The following is a 19,418-nucleotide window of genomic DNA, read 5'->3' as shown; positions in this document are numbered from 1 at the left end:
TCATAGGTTCCCTCTCATCACGCAGATGCGAATAAAGGGAGAACACATCGTGCAGGTCGATTCCAGCCCTCAATGGATTCTCGCTTTCGACGCCTCCTGCGGCCAATGTCGAGGGCTGGCCGACAAGGTGAAGAAATTCGCCGGGCAACGCCTTGAGATCGTTCCGCTCATGCATCCAGAGGTCGTCGCATGGCGGAAGCAAGCACTCGGCGACGACGCGCCGTACACGCCGACCCTCATCAGGGTCGGACATGACGACGTGCGCGCGTGGACGGGCGCGGCCATGGCGATCCGGCTCGCCGCGCGTCTGGGAGTCCGCGGGACGTACGGCCTGCTGACCGCCCTTGGCGAGAACCGAAAGGAGGAGCGGCACGCCACCTCGTCCGCCGACGCGGGCGGGGGCCGTCGCAACTTCCTGCGACTGGCCGGCCTCGGTGTCGCCGTGTCCGTGATCGCCGGGAGAACATCGCTCGCCCAGGCCGCCGTGGCCGACCCTTCGCCCGCGGAGAGGTGGGTCCAGGCCAACAAGGCGAACCTTCCGCAGACCTATGAGGCTTTCGGCGCCCACGATCTGGAGCACCGCCGGGCCATCTTCAACGCGCTCCCACCTCAGACACGTAGCCGTCTGTGGGTCGACCACCTGAGGGAGCACCGCGGCTCCCAGCCCAACACGAGTGCGGAGCAGAACGCGGTGTTCGACGCCGTCATGGAACTGGCCGGCGACAGCAAGACCTTCGCCGCCCCGATCGCCGAGGAAACGCATCACCGACTCGTCTCGCTGCAGGAGAAGGCGGTCGCCGCCTTCGGCGAGAAGGACGCCGCCGCCCTGTTCGCCAACCTCGGTCCCCGGCCGGCCTCCACATCATCGGATCAACCGCCCCATGCCCACGCTGCCGCGGCGGGTGTGTGTGAGTGCTCGACGAGCAGCCCTCTGTGTGGAGGCATGAGTTGCTATCGAGGAGCTTTCGGCTGCTATCAGGAGACCGGTTGCGGATTTCTGTGGGACTTCCTCTGTAACGGCCTGTGTTGCACGCAGACAACCCAGGGGCTGATTTGTTATTAGCCGGGGTCGGCGTGGCATGCCGCGATCTTCGTCCGGGCGCGGAGGCGGCGTCGAGAGCGCGTTCTGATTCCAAGGCCGCGTCTCGCCGTGGATATCGTCGCTGATCACAGCGTCTCGACGCCGGGCCGAACTCATTGATATTCTTCCGCTTTCCTGCCATGGGGGTGGCCGACTTCCGTCGTCGTCCATCCCCACGGTGCTGTCCGTTGCCCGCGTCCCATTCCGGATCGGGACACCCGTGTGGTGCTTTCGGCGCTTCCCGCCAAAACACGCTCGGCACATGAAAGACTAGGTTCGATCATGTCTCGAGTTTTTCGATCTGGTGTGATTAGGTGATCATCCGCCGGACAAATATCGAGGACTCGTCAAACTGCTCCGCAATACCGCATCGCTCGGAAAGGAGCGCACGTGGTCGAATCGTCGCCGGTGCGTGCACCGGCTGTCGTCCGTCACTTTGCCAGGATCGTCGATCTCGGGATCGCCGCGCTCACCGTGGTGGTCTTCGTCGCCATCGCCCTGGCCACGGGGGTGCGCTCGCCCTGGCCGGCCGTGATCCCCGTCGCCCTGGTCCTCGGTGCGCTTCTGCTCGTACGGCGTCGGTGGCCGATGACCGTGCTGCTGCTGTCGATCGTCGCGATCTTCGTCTACCACCTGGTCTCCTGGTCCCCCCCGGGCTGGATCTGGCCGATCGCGGCCGCCTACGTCACCGCCGCGGCCACCTCCCGCGTGCGATGGGTAGCCGTCATCGGCGTAGCCCAACTCCTCTACTCCGCGATCGACGCCTGGTGGGTCATCGACGTGAATCCGCCGGTCTACTTCCTGCACGTTCTCGGTGAGGGACTGCTGCTGGCGGCATTCCTCGGCCTGGGACTCGCTTACGCGGCCTGGCTGCGCTGGCGCGACCGGCCCGACCTCAGGGACGACTCAGGCTCCTGACACGGGCGTACAGCGACGAGAGCCGAATCAGGACCCGACGTCGAGGTGAGTGACGAGCCGGCCCTCTGATAGGGATACCGGTGGACGACCTCGCTTCGTCGGGTGGCCTCGGCGAGGCTCCGTCCCTCTTCGACCGTCGGGCGGTGGCTCCGTCCGAAGACGAGGGAAGCGGGTTATGGGCGTGGCGCGGTTGGTTCTCCCGGCGTCGTCTTCGTGTCAGGAGTCGTAAGAGGGAACCCGGTGTGATTCCGGGACTGCCCCGCGGCGGTGAGTGGGAACGAACGCCGTCATCGGCACTGGGTGCGTGTGCATCTGGGAAGCGACTCAGTAGGAAGTGTGTAAGACGCCTGCGAGTCCGGAGACCTGCCAGTCGCCTGTGCGCCGTCCGGTGTGGTGATCCGTGACCTCGTGGGAGCGCCTGGGATGCGTCTTTCCCGGATGTGAATCCGGAGCGCGGGCCGCGCCCCCGGGTGAGGCTGAGATCCCAGGGGCGCGGCCGCGTCGGTTCGATCGCGACCTTTCCGTGCCTAGTTCTTCGGCACGTACAGCCGGATGTTGTCGATGCGGGCCTGGCCCTCACCGACGTTCGTGTACGGCTCACCGATGACGAAGTAGTCGGGGTAGGCCGAGCCGGCCGGCCACTGGTTGTCCCACGTCTTGGAGCCGAACGCGCCCTGCGCGGTGTGCGACGTGTTGAACTGGCCGTTGTACTCCCCGGCGTCCACGTTGTAGTGGAAGATCGGGACGTTCGCCCCGATCACGCCGGCGTCGTCGTCGATGAAGCCCCGGGTGAACCGGTAGGTCTGCTTGCCGACGTTCTTGAAGACGCCGCTCACCTCGAGCGTGTAACCCGCCTCGGTGCGCTCGATGGCGAACGCGTAGTCCTTGTGGGGCATCAGCTCGGGCTGCAGTTCCACGGCCGACTTCTGCACGCCGGAAACCGGCCGACGGTCGCAGCTCGTCACGAACGTCTGCGACTGACCGAGCGAACCCGTGAAGTAGAGCATGTTCACCGTGGTGCGGTTGCTCGTGTCCCAGGGGTACTTCTCACCGGTCGCCGAGTTGCAGACGTCGTAGCCGTTCGTGTTCCGGGACGGGGCCGGGCTGAACTGGTCCATGAGCACCTTGCGGTGCCAGTGGTACATCGCCAGGTTCCGAGGCATCGCCGGGAAGTCCAGGATCGACATGAAGTGGAACGCGTTGTACGCCTCGTTGCTGTCCTCCCGCACGGAGCGGGTGGCGCAGGGGTCGGCCGGGTCGATGTCGTTCGGGTTGCTGACCCAGGGGTAGAACGTCTTGCACTCCCCGAGGGTGTACCCGTTGTACTTGCCGTCGTAGAACAGCGAGCCGTTGCGCAGGCCGCCGAAGTCGAGCGTCTTGAGGTCGTACTCGATGCGGTAGTACTTCGGCAGCGGCTCGGTGTTGCGGATGATCGCGCCACCTGTGTAGTGAGGCACGCTGATCTTGGCGACGGCGCCCACGGTCTCCAGCTTCTCCGTCTTGATCGACGGACGTTCGGCGGTGTCGGTGTAGCTGTCGTCGACCCGCCCGCCGCTCTCGCGCGTGGAGAGGGACGCCGTGAGCCAGCCGTCCTTGCCGAACTCGGTCTCCTGCCGGTAGGTCCGCATGGTCGCCATCGCCGCGTCGAACTTCGGACCGAGCTGAAGGCGGTAGAGGTCGCCGTTGTCGTCGTTGAAGTCGTCGACCGGATCGCTGTAGTCGTCGCGCACCCACGGGCTCGCCTCAGTGCGGATCTTCTTCTCGAACGGCTCGTCGTACTTGAGCCGCCAGCGGATGGGGGTGGGTTCCGGCTCGGGATCGGCGGCCGCGCACGGCGGGGTCACGCCGTCGTCGTTCTGGATGATCGTCAACTTCACGTTGTTGAAGGTCACCCCGGTCGTGCCCGCCTCGACGCGGAAGTCGGCGCCGCCGTTCTCGCGGTTGGCGAACCGGGCGTCCATCAGCTCGAAGCCCGCCGTCTTCCACGTGTTCGACCCGGTGCGGTTCACCGAACCCGTCCCGGCGTACGCGCTGCTGGTCGAGTCGTACTGGACGCGGAACGTGGCCCCGCCCTCGTCGAAGTACTCGACCTGCAGGCACGCGACGAACGCGCCGTCGAAGGCGACCGCGTCGTCGACCTGGAAGTACATGTGTTGCGCCGGTGCCGAGGTCTGCACGGTCTTGCGTGCGCTCCGCCCGCCGACCGTCACGGGAGCGGTCGTGCCGTCGCCCTGCTCGATCTGGCGGAGACCGTTCTCCTCGTTGACCTCGCCCAGGATGATCGAGGCGCTGAGCTCGTCCGCGGCCGACGTCGAGGCGCCGAGCCCGTCCGCGGCGGCCGACGTCGAGGCGAAGAGCAGAGATGCCCCCAGGGTGATCACGCTCAGGGCCGCCACGGCCGAGCGACGTCTGCGATTGCGAGTTGTTGCTCTCATTGCGTTTCCTTCTTCGTTGAGCAAGGCGTCCGTTCGTGCCGCTCCGGGCCTCGGGGCCGCGCGTGAGGCGCGGTCCCCGTCACGGGTGCCGATGTGCGCTGGTTCGGTTCACTCATCGGTCGCGCTCGCGCGCGGTAACTCCTTCCCGCCACCATCGGTGGGCACGAGCGTCGCGGTCGCACCCGACTCGACAGGTGCCGGGAAGTTCGTGCGAGACGTACGCGTCACCCGTGAGTCGCACTCGTCGGCGTGCTTCCGGTCGAGTCGTCGACCAGGGCGGCCGTCACGTCCTGGCCGATGGGGGTTGTGAAGCCGTGCCTGCGGACGCCACCGTCTCCAGCGGCCCGAACGCCTTGGTCGTGCTCGACGACTTCCTCGTCGTCGCCATTCCTGTCGTTGCCATTCGAATAACTCGAATCCTCTTCGATTTGGTACCCGATCACAGCCTTGATAAATGCGAGACCCTTTGTCAAGGGTTTCGATTCGTAAACTTTCCTGACTGATCGACGGATTCCTCATCGAGAATTCGAGAATGTCGAATCAACGGTTCGTCTCGACGCCGGCGCGGGCCGTCGACGGTCGCGGCCACGGTGACGGGCGCCGCGGCAACCGGTTACGCCGCTTGTCACAAGGGGGGACAGGCCCCCGCCGCACGTCGGGCGCGAGCCAGGTCACCGGCGGGCGCCGTTCGGAGGACGTCAGGCGCACGCCTGCTCGTGCCACCCTTGAGGTCCCCCCGGTGGACTTGGCCACCGGCCGCGTTGTCAATGGCCAATTGCCAAGTGAATCAGAACAACTTTAGAATGGCCTTGCATTAATTGTGAAAGGCCTTCAGATCGCTGTGAAGCAGGATTTTCCCGATCTCGTCCGTGTGGCAACGGTGAACTTCGGCTGTCCTTCACGAACCGCCTTCATAGGCGTTCGTGTCGACGTGCGCCGGCCTCGATTCAACTTTGATTCCTTCGGGACGAAGAGGCCGCAGATTCATCTGCGTCATTGAAGCGTCAGCGCTCCGCGCCGCGGTCCGGCGCGGAGCGCCCGTCCGCGCCGCGCGGACATCGGGGCCGGGCATGCGTCCTGGAGGCCGGTCCCGTCCCGCGCCCGCCCGGCGCGGACGGCCGGACCTCGCCGCCCGCCGCACCGGCCCGCCCGCCGCACCGAACACCGCGCCGACCGTGGACGCACTGCCGCCCGCTTCGACCACTAGCCCAACCGCTACGCGGCCCCTCCGGGGTCTTTCGGATTGCGCCGGCCGCTCCGCTCGTGTTCATCAGGAACGCTCGAATGGTGGGAGTGACATTTCTGTCGCCCCGCTTCTGATGCTCGGGTCTGGCGGCCTTGTGCTTCTGGTCGGGTTGCCAGCGGATGACATGGCTACCAACAGCAAGAGGAACCTATCCCCGCTGCCGTCAGATGTCCCTGGTCTGCCGTAGCCGGTCTAATGCGTCGTTGACTAAGCGACCGAGGTTTCCCAGTTCGTACGCCATTCGGTGACGTTCCTTGTCCTCCCAAGCCCTGATGGCCGCCCCGAGGTTGCCCGATCGCCCGGCAGTGATGATGATCTCTTGGCCGTTGACGCGCTTCGTGGCCGCGTCGCCCAGGATGACCCAGCCGTACACGGTCACGCCCCTCGGGCAGCCACGATCAGGGCAACCACCTGTTCGGGATGCTCGCTTCTCACCGTCTGGGTGCCGGAGCCGTCGCGTAGGGAGACCAGGTAACTGCCCGAGCGCGGCCCGATGGTCACCGTGGCTATGCGCCAGCCCTGCGGACCTTTCACGGTCAGCTCGGGCGGGTGTCGCTCCATCCACGACCGAAGCGGCGGCTGGTCGGGCCAGGCGGCCTCACTGTTGGCGAACAACCCTAGGCTGATCGTGTGATGGCGGTGGGCACGGATTCCCTGCTCGGTGAGAAGTCGCTGAACGACGGCCAGCGCCTTGTCGTGGCTCTCCACCGTCGCCTCGTCAACGGCGGGCGGGACGGCTCTACAGTTGTCCATGGGTCGCACCTCCAGTGTGCGATCAAGGACCCGCCGAACGAGTGGTGTCGTTCTGGCGGGTCCGCCATTTATGCGTTGCGCCAATCTCCGGTTCTGTTGTGCAGCCACTTGGAAGCATGTGTGATTGGTATCTCTCCGAACGAGGGGTTGCCTGAGCGAGGCAACGTGGCAACAGGAAGAGGCAACGATGAGCTTCGGGGAACAATTGCGCCGGTACCGCCAGCAACGGAAGATTTCGCTATCCGGCCTTCACGCCGTGACCTACTTTTCCAAGAGCTATCTCAGCCGCGTTGAACAGGGAAAACGCAACCCGGAACGGGTATTGGCCGAACTCGCCGACGATGCCCTTGGGGCAGGGGGGAAGCTCGTCGAAGCATGGGTGAACCAATATGGAAGCCCGTTGCCTATGCTGGAGACGAGCACAGGAGGTAGGGCAACGAAGCGACGCATGTTCATCAAGAGCGCGGCGATTGCTGCGGGAGTCGGGCTGACCGATGGAGTCGGACAGCCGGACCAGAGCGCGGCAGCGGTTGCGCGCCTGCGTGATGCCCTCATTCCCAACGAGCCCACCTCGGGACCTGTCCTCACGCATGCGTCGTTCGCCCGTGCCGTCACCCGTGCCCGGCGAGACTTCACCGCCGCCCGTTACGCCGATCTCGCTGGTGATCTCGCCGAGCTGATCCCTGTTGCCCGCGACGCGTCCGCCCCGGCTGATCTCGCCACAGCCGCACAGGTCTACCACCTGACGACCCGCACGCTGATCAAGCTGAGCGCCTCACCGTACGCGTGGGTGTCCGCCCATCAGGGCGAGCGGGCCGCGCACGCCAGCGGTGATCTCCAGGCCATAGGGGAAGCACGTCGAGACCTGGCCAGTCTTTTCCACCGGGCGATGGACTACGGCAAGGCCCGTGACATCACCGTGAGCACGGCGGAACTACTGCGCCCGCAACTGCCTTCCGCCTCTGCCTCTGCTTGGGGGTCGTACGGGGCGCTGATGTCTACCGGCGCCATCGCTGCAGCTCGGTTGGAAGACCGTGACAACGCCCTTGGCATGCTGGAAGAAGCCGAAGAGGCCGCACGACACGCGCCCAAGCTCGTGCTCAGCGCGGGCCATGTGGCCACCTACAAGATCGGTGTGTCCATCGTTCTTGGAGACGCCGGAACAGCCATCGAGCATGCCAGGGACATCGTTCCGGAAGAGATCCCGACCCTGGAACGTCGAGCCAGCTATTACACGGGCATCGCCGAGGCTTACACGCTCTGGGGGAAGACCGATCGCGCCGTGCGTGCGCTCCTGGTCGCCGAGAAGATCGCCCCTTCCGAGGTACGGCGGACCGGCCCCCGGCAGGTGATCACCGATCTGCTTCACCGGGACCGCCACGGCAAGCTCTCCGGTCTGCATGCTCTGGCGCGTCGCTCCGGTGTGACTTTGTGATCATTTTCTGAGTGACGAACTGGGTGGCACTTGAATAGCCGAACAGACCTATCAAGTCCGTACGATTCATTCGTCAGTCCCCCATGATCTTTATGAAGATGTCCGCTCCTTAGCGATCTGACGAGCGGTGGCGTTGCCGTGCCGGATCGGTCCAGAAGGGGGCGCCGTGTCGGTGGCTGCTTCCTGCGTAGCGTCGCTCGGACAGGGTGATCGTGATCTCTTCGGCAGGGCGGGTTATGCTCGTGGCGCGGTTGGTTCTCCCGGCACCGTTGCGGTGTTGGGAGTCGTAAGAGGGAACCCGGTGTGATTCCGGGGCTGCCCCGCAGCGGTGAGTGGGAACGAACGCCGTCATCGGCACTGGGTGTGTGTGCATCTGGGAAGCGACGGTCAGTAGGGGTTGTGTGTGATGCCCGCGAGTCCGAAGACCTGCCAGCCGCTCGTGCGCCGTCCGGTGTGCGGTGATCCGTGGCCTCGTGGGAGGGCCTGGGATGTGTTTTTCCCGTGGGTTCCTTCCGTGTGGCTGTGGGTCGGCATGGCATGAGCCGAGGGAAGGACGCCATGAGTCAGATCACCACGACCGTTTTGGGGTACCCGCGTATCGGGGGCCGTCGCGAGTTGAAGCGGGCGACGGAGGATTACTGGGCCGGGCGGGTCGACGCCGCCGGCTTGCAGGAGACGGCCGCCGGGTTGCGGCAAGGGGTGTGGCGGGAGTTGTCGGGGGCGGGGTTGGATGCGGTGCCGTCCAACACGTTCTCGTTGTATGACCACGTGCTGGACGCGATCGCGCTGGTGGGTGCGGTGCCCGAGCGGTTCGCCGGGGCCGCGGACCCGTACTTCGCGATGGCCCGGGGCGCCGAGGGGGTCGCGCCGCTGGAGATGACCAAGTGGTTCGACACCAACTACCACTACCTGGTTCCCGAGCTGGGCCCCGAGACCCGCTTCCGGCTCGACTGGAGCAAGCCGCTGGCCGAGCACGCCGAGGCGCGGCGGCTGGGGGTCGAGACCCGGCCGGTGCTGGTCGGGCCGCTGTCGTTCCTGCTGCTGGCCAAGTCCACCGAGCCGGGCTTCGAGCCGCTGCGGCTGCTGGACGGCCTGCTGGAGACGTACGCCGAGCTGCTGGAACGGCTCGCCGCGGCGGGGGTGGCCGAGGTGCAGCTGGACGAGCCGGTGCTCGCCGCCGACCGTACGGACGAGGAGCTGGCCGCGCTGCGCCGGGCCTACGTGCGGCTGGGTGAGCTGAGCAGCCGCCCCCGGCTGATGGTGGCCACCTACTTCGGCGAGATCGGGCCCGCGCTGGAGATCCTGGCCCGCAGCCCGGTCGAGGCCGTCGGCCTGGACTTCGTCTCGGCGCCCGGCAACCTGGAGGCGCTGGCCGCCGCCGGGGGGCTGCCCGGCAAGACCCTCGTCGCCGGGGTCGTCGACGGCCGCAACGTCTGGCGTACCGACACCGCGAAGGCGCTGGCGACCTGCGCCGCGCTGCTCGGCCTGAGCGACCGGCTGGTGGTGAGCACCTCCTGCTCGCTGCTGCACGTCCCGCTCGACCTGGACGCCGAGACCTCGCTGGACCCGCGGCTGCGCGAGCGGCTCGCCTTCGCCAGGCAGAAGGTCGACGAGGTCGTACGGATCGGCAGGGCGCTGAACGGCGAGGAGGTCGTCGCGGGGGAGCGGAGCGTCGAGCGGTTCCTCAACCCCCGGGTGCGAGCCCGGCTGGACGCCCTGGGCGAGGGCACCCCGCGCGCCCCGCACGCCGAGCGGCTCGCCGTGCAGAACGCCGACCTGGGCCTGCCGCCGCTGGCCACCACCACCATCGGCTCCTTCCCGCAGACCGGCGAGGTGCGCCAGGCCCGCGCCGCCGTGCGCTCGGGCGAGATCGACAGGGCCGGGTACGAGCGCAGGATGGAGGCCGAGATCGACCGCGTCATCGCGCTCCAGGAGGAGATCGGCCTGGACGTGCTGGTGCACGGGGAGCCCGAGCGCAACGACATGGTCCAGTACTTCGCCGAGATGCTGGAGGGCTACGCCGCCACCGAGCACGGCTGGGTGCAGTCGTACGGCAGCCGCTACGTCCGCCCGCCGATCCTGTTCGGCGACGTCTCCCGTCCCGAGCCGATGACGGTGCGCTGGGCCTCCTACGCGCAGTCGCGGACGAAGAAGCCGGTCAAGGGCATGCTCACCGGCCCGGTGACCATGCTGGCCTGGTCCTTCGTCCGCGACGACCAGCCGCTGGGCGAGACCGCCAGGCAGGTGGCGCTGGCGCTGCGCGACGAGACCCGCGATCTGGAGGCGGCGGGCATCAGGATCATCCAGGTCGACGAGCCCGCGCTGCGCGAGCTGCTGCCGCCGCGGCGGGCCGACCGCGAGGCCTACCTGGAGTGGGCGGTCGCGGCGTTCCGGCTCGCCACCAGCGGGGTGGCCGACAGCACGCAGATCCACACCCACATGTGCTACTCGGAGTTCGGGGAGATCATCGGCGCGATCGGCGACCTGGACGCCGACGTGACCAGCGTCGAGGCGGCCCGTTCCCGGATGGAGCTCCTGGACGACCTGCGCGACTTCGGCTACACGCGCGGCATCGGGCCCGGGGTGTGGGACATCCACTCGCCCAGGGTGCCCTCGACCGGGGAGATCGAGACAGCTCTGCGTACGGCCGCGGCCACGGTGGATCCGGCCCTGCTCTGGGTCAATCCCGACTGCGGCCTGAAGACCCGCGGTTACCCGGAGACGGAGGCCAGCCTCAGGAACATGGTCCAGGCGGCTCTGCGCGTCCGCGCGGAAACGGTCTAGACGAGCAGGTCCTGGAGCTGGGAGCGAGTACGGCTGCGCCGGCGACGGGATGAGCCAGCTCGCCGGGCGCGTGGGTGACGAGCCGGACCTCACCCATCCGGGCCGGACCTCGCCCATCTGGGCCGGACCTCGCCCATCCGGGTCGCGCGTCGCGGGCGGACCGGCCCGCGACGCCGGGACGACGGCGACGAGGGGGGTCGAGGATCGGTGCGTGACGAGGGGTGTTGAGGATCGGTGCGTGACGAAGGGTGTCGAGGTTCGATGTGTGACGAACGACCTCGACACCCTCCGATCGCGCCGTACGTCGGAATCGGTGACCGGCTCGGCGCCGCGGGACGCTTCGCCGTGCCCCGTGCCCCGTGCCCCGTGACCGGTAGCGCGGTGGGCCGGAGGGCGATGAGCCGAGATCCTCCCGCACCCCGCCGTCCGTGAGCGGTGCCGGTTGACGGCCCAGCGGTGTCCGGCCCGCCCGCACGCCCCCGGTCGGCCCTGCCCGCACGCCCCCGATCGGCCGGGAGCCGGTGATTCTGCGGCCCGGCCCGCTCGGCCGATTCATCCAGGCATACCTCCTGCCGGACATGGTCTGTGCCCGGGTTCACCCGGGGCTGTCGCTGGACAGCGAGTGTTGCGTCATATTGCCGAAACTTCAGGCGGCGAACCGGGCCAGTAGAGGGTGCTTCTTGTGATCAGGGCGATCCTGGCCTGTGGAGTGCCGTATTTGTTAGCGCTCACATCGAGCGCCGGTTTTCGTCGGGCCCCTCTCTGTCCGAGTGGTGGAGGTGGTGGTGATGGTGCGGATCACACACGAGAAGTGAAGCCGCTGTCAAGGACCGGAAGACGCCTTCGCGTCGGTAGTACGAGGCTGATCATGGATCCACCTGGTCTTATCGCGACAGCTCTGCGAATCGGCGAGAACTCGCGATGAAACGTTCACGCACGTCCTCGGCGTGAAGTGGGCCACGGCGGGATTTTCGGAATGCCGATTCCGCTTCGTGCGAGCTGTTAAGCGCCGGAGACGAATGTGGTGGCCGAAAGTTTCGTATCTGTCTTGACAAGTTTCGGGCATGTTTCCACACTGAGTCTTCGAGGCGGTCCCCCTGCCGGGTGATTCGGCGGAGGACCGCGTCCTTGACGCCTTGGTGGTGTGCGCCCGAGGGCAGGCGCGGTGTCGAGTCCGTAGGAACGTCCCCGCATTTCCCTTCACCCCTGATGGAGTTATGGAGGCTCAGAAATGGGCGCAATCGTCATACCCCTGCTCCGAACTCGCCTGCGCCGGGCGATGGTCGTCGGCGCGCTCGGCGTCCTCGGCGCGGCCACGGCACTGGTGGCGACGACGGGTCCGGCCGACGCGGCCGCGTCCACACTCGCCGCGGCGGCCCAGCAGAGCGGGCGATACTTCGGCACCGCGATCGCCGCGGGCAAGCTCGGTGATTCGCAGTACACCACGATCGCGAACCGCGAGTTCGACATGATCACGGCCGAGAACGAGATGAAGATCGACGCCACCGAGCCGAACCGGGGGCAGTTCAACTTCACCAACGGCGACCGGGTCTACAACTGGGCGGTGCAGAACGGCAAGCGGGTGCGGGGGCACACCCTGGCCTGGCACTCCCAGCAGCCGGGCTGGATGCAGTCGTTGTCGGGCAGCAGCCTGCGTCAGGCGATGATCGACCACATCAACGGCGTGATGGGCCATTACAAGGGCAAGATCTACGCGTGGGACGTCGTGAACGAGGCGTTCGCCGACGGCAACTCCGGTGGCCGGCGTGACTCCAACCTGCAGCGGACCGGCAACGACTGGATCGAGGTCGCCTTCCGCACCGCGCGGGCCGCCGACCCGGCCGCCAAGCTGTGCTACAACGACTACAACATCGACAACTGGAGCTGGGCCAAGACCCAGGGCGTCTACAACATGGTCCGCGACTTCAAGTCCCGGGGCGTGCCGATCGACTGCGTGGGGCTGCAGTCGCATTTCAACAGCCAAAGCGCCTACAACAGCAACTACCGCACCACGATCTCCAGCTTCGCCGCTCTGGGGGTGGACGTGCAGATCACCGAGCTGGACATCCAGGGCGGCTCGGCCCAGACCTACGCCGCGGTGACCAACGACTGCCTGGCCGTGGCCCGCTGCACCGGCATCACCGTGTGGGGCGTGCGTGACAGTGACTCCTGGCTCGGCGCCAACACCAGCCCGCTGTTGTTCGACAGCGGCGGCAACAAGAAGGCCGCCTACACCTCGGTCCTGAACGCCCTCAACGCCGCCGACCCCAACCCCGATCCCGACCCGACGCCCACCCCGACCCCGACGGTCCCCTCCGGGAACGGGCAGCTCAGGAACGTCGGTTCCGGCCGCTGCGTGGACGTGCCGAACGCCTCGACGACCGACGGCACCCAGCTGCAGATCTGGGACTGCCACACCAACTCCAACCAGCAGTGGGCCCTTACCTCCGCGCAGGAGCTGCGTGTCTACGGCAACAAGTGCCTGGACGCCGCCGGTACCGGCAATGGGGTCAAGGTCCAGATTTACAGCTGCTGGGGTGGCGACAACCAGAAGTGGCGCGTCAACACCAACGGCACCATCACCGGCGTGCAGTCCGGACTGTGCCTGGACGCCGCCGGTAACGGCACCGCCAACGGCACCCTGGTCCAGCTCTACAGCTGCCACGGCGGCAACAACCAGAGGTGGACCCTCGCGAGCCAGTCCTGACGCCGCACCACCCATGACGGCCTGATGGCCGGGGTCGCCACGGCACCCCGGCCATCAGGCTCGTGCGCTGCGCTGGGTTCGACCGGGTTGGGCCGGGTGCCGTGGTTCGCTCGGAACGCGGTGACGATCCGTCCGGCGGCATCGAATCAGCCGTCGAACCTTCGCCGTCCGTTCTCGGACTCGGCGGCCGTCGTCGGCGAAAGCGGGGCCGACATCGTGAATCGGCACATGTCACCGGGAAAACGGTACGCGGCCGATCGCGGTCCGGGTTGTGTCTCCGAAACAAGGTCGGCGATTGTCGCCGCTGACATTTCAACACGGGATCGCGCGTTATGAGAAGCGCGGGAAAGTGAAGCCGTCAAACAAGGGGGCGGATTTCGCGCGTGGGTCCAGCCGGAGGGGGTGAAACCTTCGTCGCGGGCCAGTGGGACAACGGCGGGCGACTCCGGTCAATGACGAGAACGCGCTTCGTGGCGTCCGAGCACCACGAAGCGCCGTCCCGACGGACACCCCGACGCCGGCGAGCCGACCTCGCCGGACGCACTCCGCGAAACCATCCTTCACGCGGACGGTCGAGAGGTGGCTCGGCCGACAGGGTCTCGTCGGCGACAACGATCGAGGTGTTCGCCGCTCCGGGGTGACATCGGTGAGAACAGGCCAGGCTTCCGCGGCGTCAGGGCGGCTCGGCTGACAGGGCGTCGGTGACATCGCCCGCGCGACACTCGTTCTCGCCCATCCCGAGTACGGCAGGCTCGTTCAAGGGTCAACGAGATCATCTCGGCGTCCTCGATGTCCATCCGGTGACCGCGACGCCTGTCGGGGAGCGCGTCTCCGACTGCCGCGATGACCTCCACGTTGTCCTCGTACCCCTCGGTGTCCGCTCCCGGATCGGGGGCGGCGTGCCCCCGCGCGTCTGACCCGATCCCGAATCTTCCGTGACTCGAATGTTTACTGTTAGGAAACTTTCTTTTATATTCGAGTCAACCCCCCAGCGAAGGAGCAGGATATGCGCAGAACGGTCACCTTCCTCGCGATGGCGATCACCGCCATCGCCTCGACCGTGTTCATCGCCTCACCGGCCAACGCGCACGGCTACATCTCGTCTCCGCCGAGCCGTCAGGCCATGTGCGCCCAGGGCAGGGTCACCGGCTGCGGCGACATCATCTACGAGCCCCAGAGCGTGGAAGGCCCCAAGGGCCTGAAGAACTGCCACGGCAACGTCGGCCGGTTCTCGCAGCTCAGCAACGAGAGCAAGCCCTGGCCGGCGACGAGCGTGGGCAACTCGGTCACCTTCAACTGGGTGCTGACCGCCCGCCACGCCACCAGCACGTGGGAGTACTTCATCGGCAACACCCGGATCGCGGTGTTCAACGACGGCGGCAGGCAGCCCGGCGCCACCGTCTCGCACAACGTGAACCTGGGAGGCAGGACCGGTCGCCTGAAGGTCCTCGCCGTCTGGAACATCGCCGACACCGCCAACGCCTTCTACTCCTGCGTCGACCTGCAGCGCTAGTCCAGGCCGATCCGCGACCCACCGAAGACCCGCGACCTCACGGTCAGACCTGATCGCGAAGGCCCGGACCCCGCAAGACCTGAACCGCTCCCGCGCCCTTCGTGGCCAGACGGTGTTCCCCGCCGTCTCCGGCCCGATGGGCGCGGGAGCGGTTTCGCCGTTCCCGCGCCTTCCCGTCCCGTCTCTCCCCTTGACCCCTTGCCGGGCCAGTCCCTCCCCGCGAACCCGTGAACCCGTGAACCCGCGAACCCTGCATGCTCGCCCCCCGCGGCCCTTGCCGGTCTACCCCCCGCGACCCCCGTCGACCAGGCTCCCGAACAGTACGAGAGAGGTCACCATGGGCGACCGCGACGTCACGGAAAAGGATCTCCGTTGAATGGGAGCCGGAATGGCGGGTGTGACCTCGTGGACATAGCAGCTCAAAGTGTGCAACACGGCTTTTCGCCTGCGCTTTAATTGCCGGAACCTCGGTGATTCAACTCAAAGGCAATGGGGAACAGATATCGTGCCTCCAGGGTTCCCGGCGCCCGTCGGGGCAGGGGTCGGCACTGTAGGGGTGGGCGGTGGCTCGTCGCACAAAAAGAATCACAGATGTCGCCACGGCGATTCTGGTGGTTTTAGGAATCCTGGTCGGACTTCCGGTGCGAATGGTCGAGGAATATCTTCCGGACACGGTCGTCGAGCACCGGATCGAATGGGTCGCGATTTTCGGATTAACCGCCTCCCTTGTCGTCCTGCTGGCATGGATGACGCCGAAACTGAGGGCGTCGCGCACGCGCGGCGGGCTCTTCCTGGTGCCGGACCGGCAGCCGGGCTGGGTGCGCAGGACCGAGCTGGACGACGTCGTCTCCACCCTGACGATGAGGGGCTCCGGCACGGTCGGGCTGACCACCGGTCTCGCCGGGGCGGGCGGGTTCGGCAAGACCTCCCTGGCGCTGGAGGCGTGTCACAGCGACGAGGTGCGCAAAAGGTTCGGCGGCGGTGTCGTCTGGGTCACCGTGGGCCGCGACCGCGCCGGTGCCGACATCGCGGCGCTCGCCAACGACGTCACCGAGGCCGTGCTGGGCGTCCGGCCGGAGTTCTCCAGCCCCGAGCAGGCCGGTCACCGGATGGCCGAGGCCCTGGCGGAGCGGGGCCGCGTGCTGCTCGTGGTCGACGACGTGTGGAGCCTCAAGCAGCTGCGCCCCTTCCTGTCCGCGGCCGTGAGGTCCCGGGTGCTGGTGACGACCCGGCTGCCCCGGGCGCTGCCGTCGAAGGCGATCGCGATGATCGTCGACGAGATGGCGCCGCGGGTGGCCGTCCAGGTGCTGAGCCGGGGGCTGCCGCCGATGAACCCCGGGGTCGTCAGCGACCTGGTCGGCCTGACGGGGAGATGGCCGCTGCTGCTGTCCCTCGTCAACGCGCGGCTGCGCGACGAGCACGGCACGGGGACGAACGCCGACGTCGCCGCGCGCCGGGCGGCCGAGCGGCTCGGCCGTACGGTCCCCGCCGTCCTGGACGTCACCGTCGCCGCCCAGCGGGAGACCGCGGTGCTCGCCACCGTCGAGCACAGCCTCGAGGCGCTCGGCGCGTTCGACCGTGCCCGCTTCCTGGAGCTGGGCGTCTTCCCCGAGGACACCGAGATCCCGCTCACCGTTGTCGAGCTTCTCTGGCGGGGCACCGCCGGGCTCACGTCCAAGCAGGCCGAGCGGCTCTGCGGAAGGCTGCAGGACCTCTCGCTGGTCGGCAGGCGCCACGCGAAGGGAACGACGCCGTCGATCACGATCCACGACGTCGTCCGTTCCGCCGTCCGCTCTGAGGGCGGCCTGGGGAAAGAGCGCGCCGAGGCCGCCAACCGCGATTTCCTCGACGAGGCGAGGAGCCTGATACCCGACGACGACCTCACGGCGGACGCCGAATGGTGGAGGCTGCCCAAGACCGTTCCCTACCTCTGGGACCACCTGCTGTTCCACCTCTCCGAGGCGAGGAGATACCGGGAGCTGGAGTCGCTCCTGCACGACGTGCGGTGGTTCGTCGCCCGCGTACGCGCGTTCGGGGTGGCCGCGGCGGAGTCGGACCTGGCGCTGTCGACCTCCCGTTCCGTCGCCGGGGTCCGCCGGTTGATCTCCCGCAGCGCCCACCTGCTCACCCCCTTCGAGTCGGACGCCGTCTCCACGGCGAACCTGCTGGCCCGCCTCTACGCGTTCCCGCCGATGCGCGCGTCGGTCGAGCGCTACAGCCAGGAGAACGAGACCACCTTCCTGAGGGCCCGCTGGCCGCTGCCCGACGACGGAGCCACCTGCCTCCTGCGGACCCTGACCTCGGCGACGCGACGGCTGGAGGAGGTGTCGGTCACTCCGGACGGATCACGGTTCGTCGTGCACGCCCGCGACGGCGGCGCGCAGGTCTGGAAGGCCGACGGCACCACCCGGACCACGCTGGCCACCCACGGCAGGCGGGTCCACGAGGTCGTCGTCGCCCCTGACGGTTCGTGGCTGGTGACCCGTTCCGGGAGCAGGAGGGTGCAGATATGGGGGATCGGCGGCACCGAGAAGGCCGTCCTGCGCACCGGGACGGGAAGGCTTGTCAGGACGGTGGCCGCGTCCGACGGCTCGTGGCTGGCGACCCTCTCCGCGAGCGGGAAGGGCCGCCTCTGGAATCCCGACGGCAGCAGGCGCGCCGTCCTGCGCAACGGGATGGGGAAGCTCGCCGGGATGGTGGCCGCGCCGGACGGCTCGTGGCTGGCGACCCTCTCCGCGACAGGAGGGGCCGTTCTCTGGCGCCCCGACGGGGGGAGACGGCTGGTCCTCAGGAGCCGGGTCAGGGTGAGGACCAAGTCGCGAAGCCTGAAGGACGTCCTGAGGATGCGCGGCTGGAGCCAGGAGGACGAGAAGGTCTCCGGCAGGAACAGGCCGATCCGCAAGGTCTCCAGAATAGCCGTCTCACCCGACGCCTCCTGGCTGGCGACCCTCTCGAGAGACGGGAGCGTGCGCCTGTGGGGAGTCGACGGCGTCGAGCGGGCCGTCCTGACGGGACACACCGGGACGACACCGGGGATGCGGATCTCGCCCGACGGTTCGTGGCTGGCCACCTGGGCGTCCACCGGCCCGGTGCGCCTGTGGGAGGCCGACGGCAGGCAGCGGGCCGTCCTGGCGGGTCACGCGGGGGAGGTCCGTCAGGTCGTGATCGCGCCGGACGGGAGCTGGCTGGCGACGCTTTCCGGTGAGCGGAGTGTGCGGTTGTGGGAGGCCGACGGTGCCGAGCGGGCCGCTCTGACGGGTCACGCGGGGGAGGTCCGTCAGGTCGTGATCGCGCCCGACAGCAGCTGGCTCGCCGCCTGCTCCGACGAGGGGACGATCCGGATCTGGCAGTCGGAGCGCGCCGCGCGGCAGAGCCGCAGGGGCCGGACCGGGACGGTGCGCCAGGTGACGATCTCCCCCGAGGGAAGCTGGATCGCCACGCACTCCGGCGACGGGTCGGTGAAACTCTGGAACGAGGACAGGATAGAAGGGGCGACCCTCACCGTTCCCCTGGAGAACGGCCACCGGGGCGCGGTCTCACCGGACAAGACGTGGCTCGCCGTCTGGTCGGCCGACCACGTCGTCCGGATACGCGGCGCCGGTGGCCGCAGGCGGGCCATCCCGACGGGACACGCGGGCCGCCTGCGCGGGGTGGCGATCGCCCCCGACAGCACCTGGCTCGCCACCTGGTCGGCCGACCGGACCGTACGGCTGTGGGGCGCGGGCGGCAGCAGGAGGGCGGTGCTGGCCGGTCACACCGGGCCGGTGCGCGAGGTGGTGATCGCCCCCGACAGTAGCTGGCTCGCCACCTGCTCGGAAGACGGCACCGCCCGCGTGTGGTGGGCCGACGGCACCGAGCGCGCCGTCCTGGTCGCGAACGTGAGGGCGACGGCCCACCTCCTCATCTCCCCGGACGGCGGCTGGCTCGCGACCCTGTCCATCTACGGGAAGATCCAGCTCTGGAAACCGGACGGCCGCAGGTACGCCACCCTGAGGAACAGGGTGGAGGACATCGGCGAGATCACCGTGGCGCCGAACGGCAGATGGTTCGCCATCTTCTCCGCCAACGGGACGGCCGGCCTGTGGGGAGCCGACGGGGAGGCGCGGGCCTCGCTCAAGGGGTGCCCGGGACCGGCCCGGGGGGTGACGATCGCCCCCGACGGCACCTGGCTGGCCGCCTGCTTCGACGACGGGAGCGCCCGCGTCTGGTCGGCGGGCGGCAGGGAGCGGGCGAGGCTGTCCGGCGGCGAGGGCAGGATCCGCGGCGTGGCGATCTCCCCGGACAGCAACCTGCTCGCCACGTGCTCCGACGACGGCACCATCCGGGTGTGGGACAGGTACGGCGAGTCGTCCGCCGCCGGGGCCCGGGTCGAGGCGGGCCTCAACTGCCTCGCCTGGTTCCCCAGCGGCTTCGCCCTCGCCGCGGGCGGCGACCAGGGCCTGTACGGGTTCGACCTCTACCCCCCGCCCGGATAGCGGCCGGGACGGCGTACGCGACGGGCGGGGGCGTGCGGTTCGGGACCACGGCGGGGGAGGGCCGCTCCGGC

10 protein-coding genes and 2 riboswitches are annotated in these 19,418 nt (G+C 68.3%); of the genes, 7 read left to right on the top strand and 3 right to left on the bottom strand.

All coding sequences use genetic code 11. From position 1 onward, the window contains the following. Nucleotides 1-49: 49 nt before the first annotated feature. Nucleotides 50-1,063, top strand: coding sequence for a bacteriocin fulvocin C-related protein (locus ABT053_RS37695; RefSeq protein WP_350975895.1), 1,014 nt, complete (start codon nt 50-52; stop codon nt 1,061-1,063). Between the two features lie 408 nt (nt 1,064-1,471). After that, nucleotides 1,472-1,999 carry a hypothetical protein gene (locus ABT053_RS37690; RefSeq protein ID WP_350975893.1) on the top strand — a complete coding sequence of 176 codons (528 nt, stop codon included), beginning with the start codon at nt 1,472-1,474 and terminating at the stop codon, nt 1,997-1,999. 174 nt (nt 2,000-2,173) lie between these two features. After that, a riboswitch (cobalamin riboswitch) is annotated at nt 2,174-2,384 on the top strand. 142 nt (nt 2,385-2,526) lie between these two features. Here the strand turns inward: ABT053_RS37690 and ABT053_RS37685 are convergent. The 3 genes from ABT053_RS37685 to ABT053_RS37675 form a co-directional block, all read right to left on the bottom strand. Further along, the gene (locus tag ABT053_RS37685) at nt 2,527-4,434 is read right to left on the bottom strand and encodes a hypothetical protein (RefSeq protein WP_350975891.1); all 1,908 of its coding nucleotides are present in this window, start codon (nt 4,432-4,434) and stop codon (nt 2,527-2,529) included. 1,409 nt (nt 4,435-5,843) lie between these two features. After that, nucleotides 5,844-6,053 (bottom strand): hypothetical protein, encoded by a 210-nt coding sequence (locus tag ABT053_RS37680; protein ID WP_350975889.1) that lies wholly within the window; start codon nt 6,051-6,053, stop codon nt 5,844-5,846. A gap of 2 nt (nt 6,054-6,055) precedes the next feature. Continuing rightward, entirely contained in the window at nt 6,056-6,433 is a 378-nt protein-coding gene (locus ABT053_RS37675) for a hypothetical protein (protein ID WP_350975887.1), read from the bottom strand. Nucleotides 6,434-6,620: 187 nt separating this feature from the next. On the opposite strand from ABT053_RS37675, the gene ABT053_RS37670 reads away from it, so the two are divergent. From ABT053_RS37670 to ABT053_RS37650, 5 genes are all read left to right on the top strand, one after another. Further along, on the top strand, nt 6,621-7,868 hold the full coding sequence (locus tag ABT053_RS37670) for a helix-turn-helix domain-containing protein (protein WP_350975885.1): 1,248 nt from the start codon (nt 6,621-6,623) through the stop codon (nt 7,866-7,868). Nucleotides 7,869-8,103: 235 nt separating this feature from the next. Continuing rightward, nucleotides 8,104-8,316: riboswitch (cobalamin riboswitch) on the top strand. 110 nt (nt 8,317-8,426) lie between these two features. After that, the gene (metE, locus tag ABT053_RS37665) at nt 8,427-10,652 is read left to right on the top strand and encodes a 5-methyltetrahydropteroyltriglutamate--homocysteine S-methyltransferase (protein ID WP_350975884.1); all 2,226 of its coding nucleotides are present in this window, start codon (nt 8,427-8,429) and stop codon (nt 10,650-10,652) included. 1,231 nt (nt 10,653-11,883) lie between these two features. After that, nucleotides 11,884-13,359 (top strand): endo-1,4-beta-xylanase, encoded by a 1,476-nt coding sequence (locus ABT053_RS37660; RefSeq protein WP_350975883.1) that lies wholly within the window; start codon nt 11,884-11,886, stop codon nt 13,357-13,359. A 1,006-nt stretch (nt 13,360-14,365) separates the two neighbouring features. After that, the gene (locus ABT053_RS37655) at nt 14,366-14,872 is read left to right on the top strand and encodes a lytic polysaccharide monooxygenase auxiliary activity family 9 protein (RefSeq protein WP_350975882.1); all 507 of its coding nucleotides are present in this window, start codon (nt 14,366-14,368) and stop codon (nt 14,870-14,872) included. 746 nt (nt 14,873-15,618) lie between these two features. Further along, on the top strand, nt 15,619-19,347 hold the full coding sequence (locus ABT053_RS37650) for an NB-ARC domain-containing protein (protein WP_350975880.1): 3,729 nt from the start codon (nt 15,619-15,621) through the stop codon (nt 19,345-19,347). Nucleotides 19,348-19,418: the final 71 nt, after the last annotated feature.

It is taken from the genome of Streptosporangium sp. NPDC002524, assembly GCF_040295985.1.
GTDB lineage: Bacteria > Actinomycetota > Actinomycetes > Streptosporangiales > Streptosporangiaceae > Streptosporangium.
Note: the sequence above shows the minus strand (reverse complement) of the source record. Positions and strands in the feature narration are given on the sequence as shown.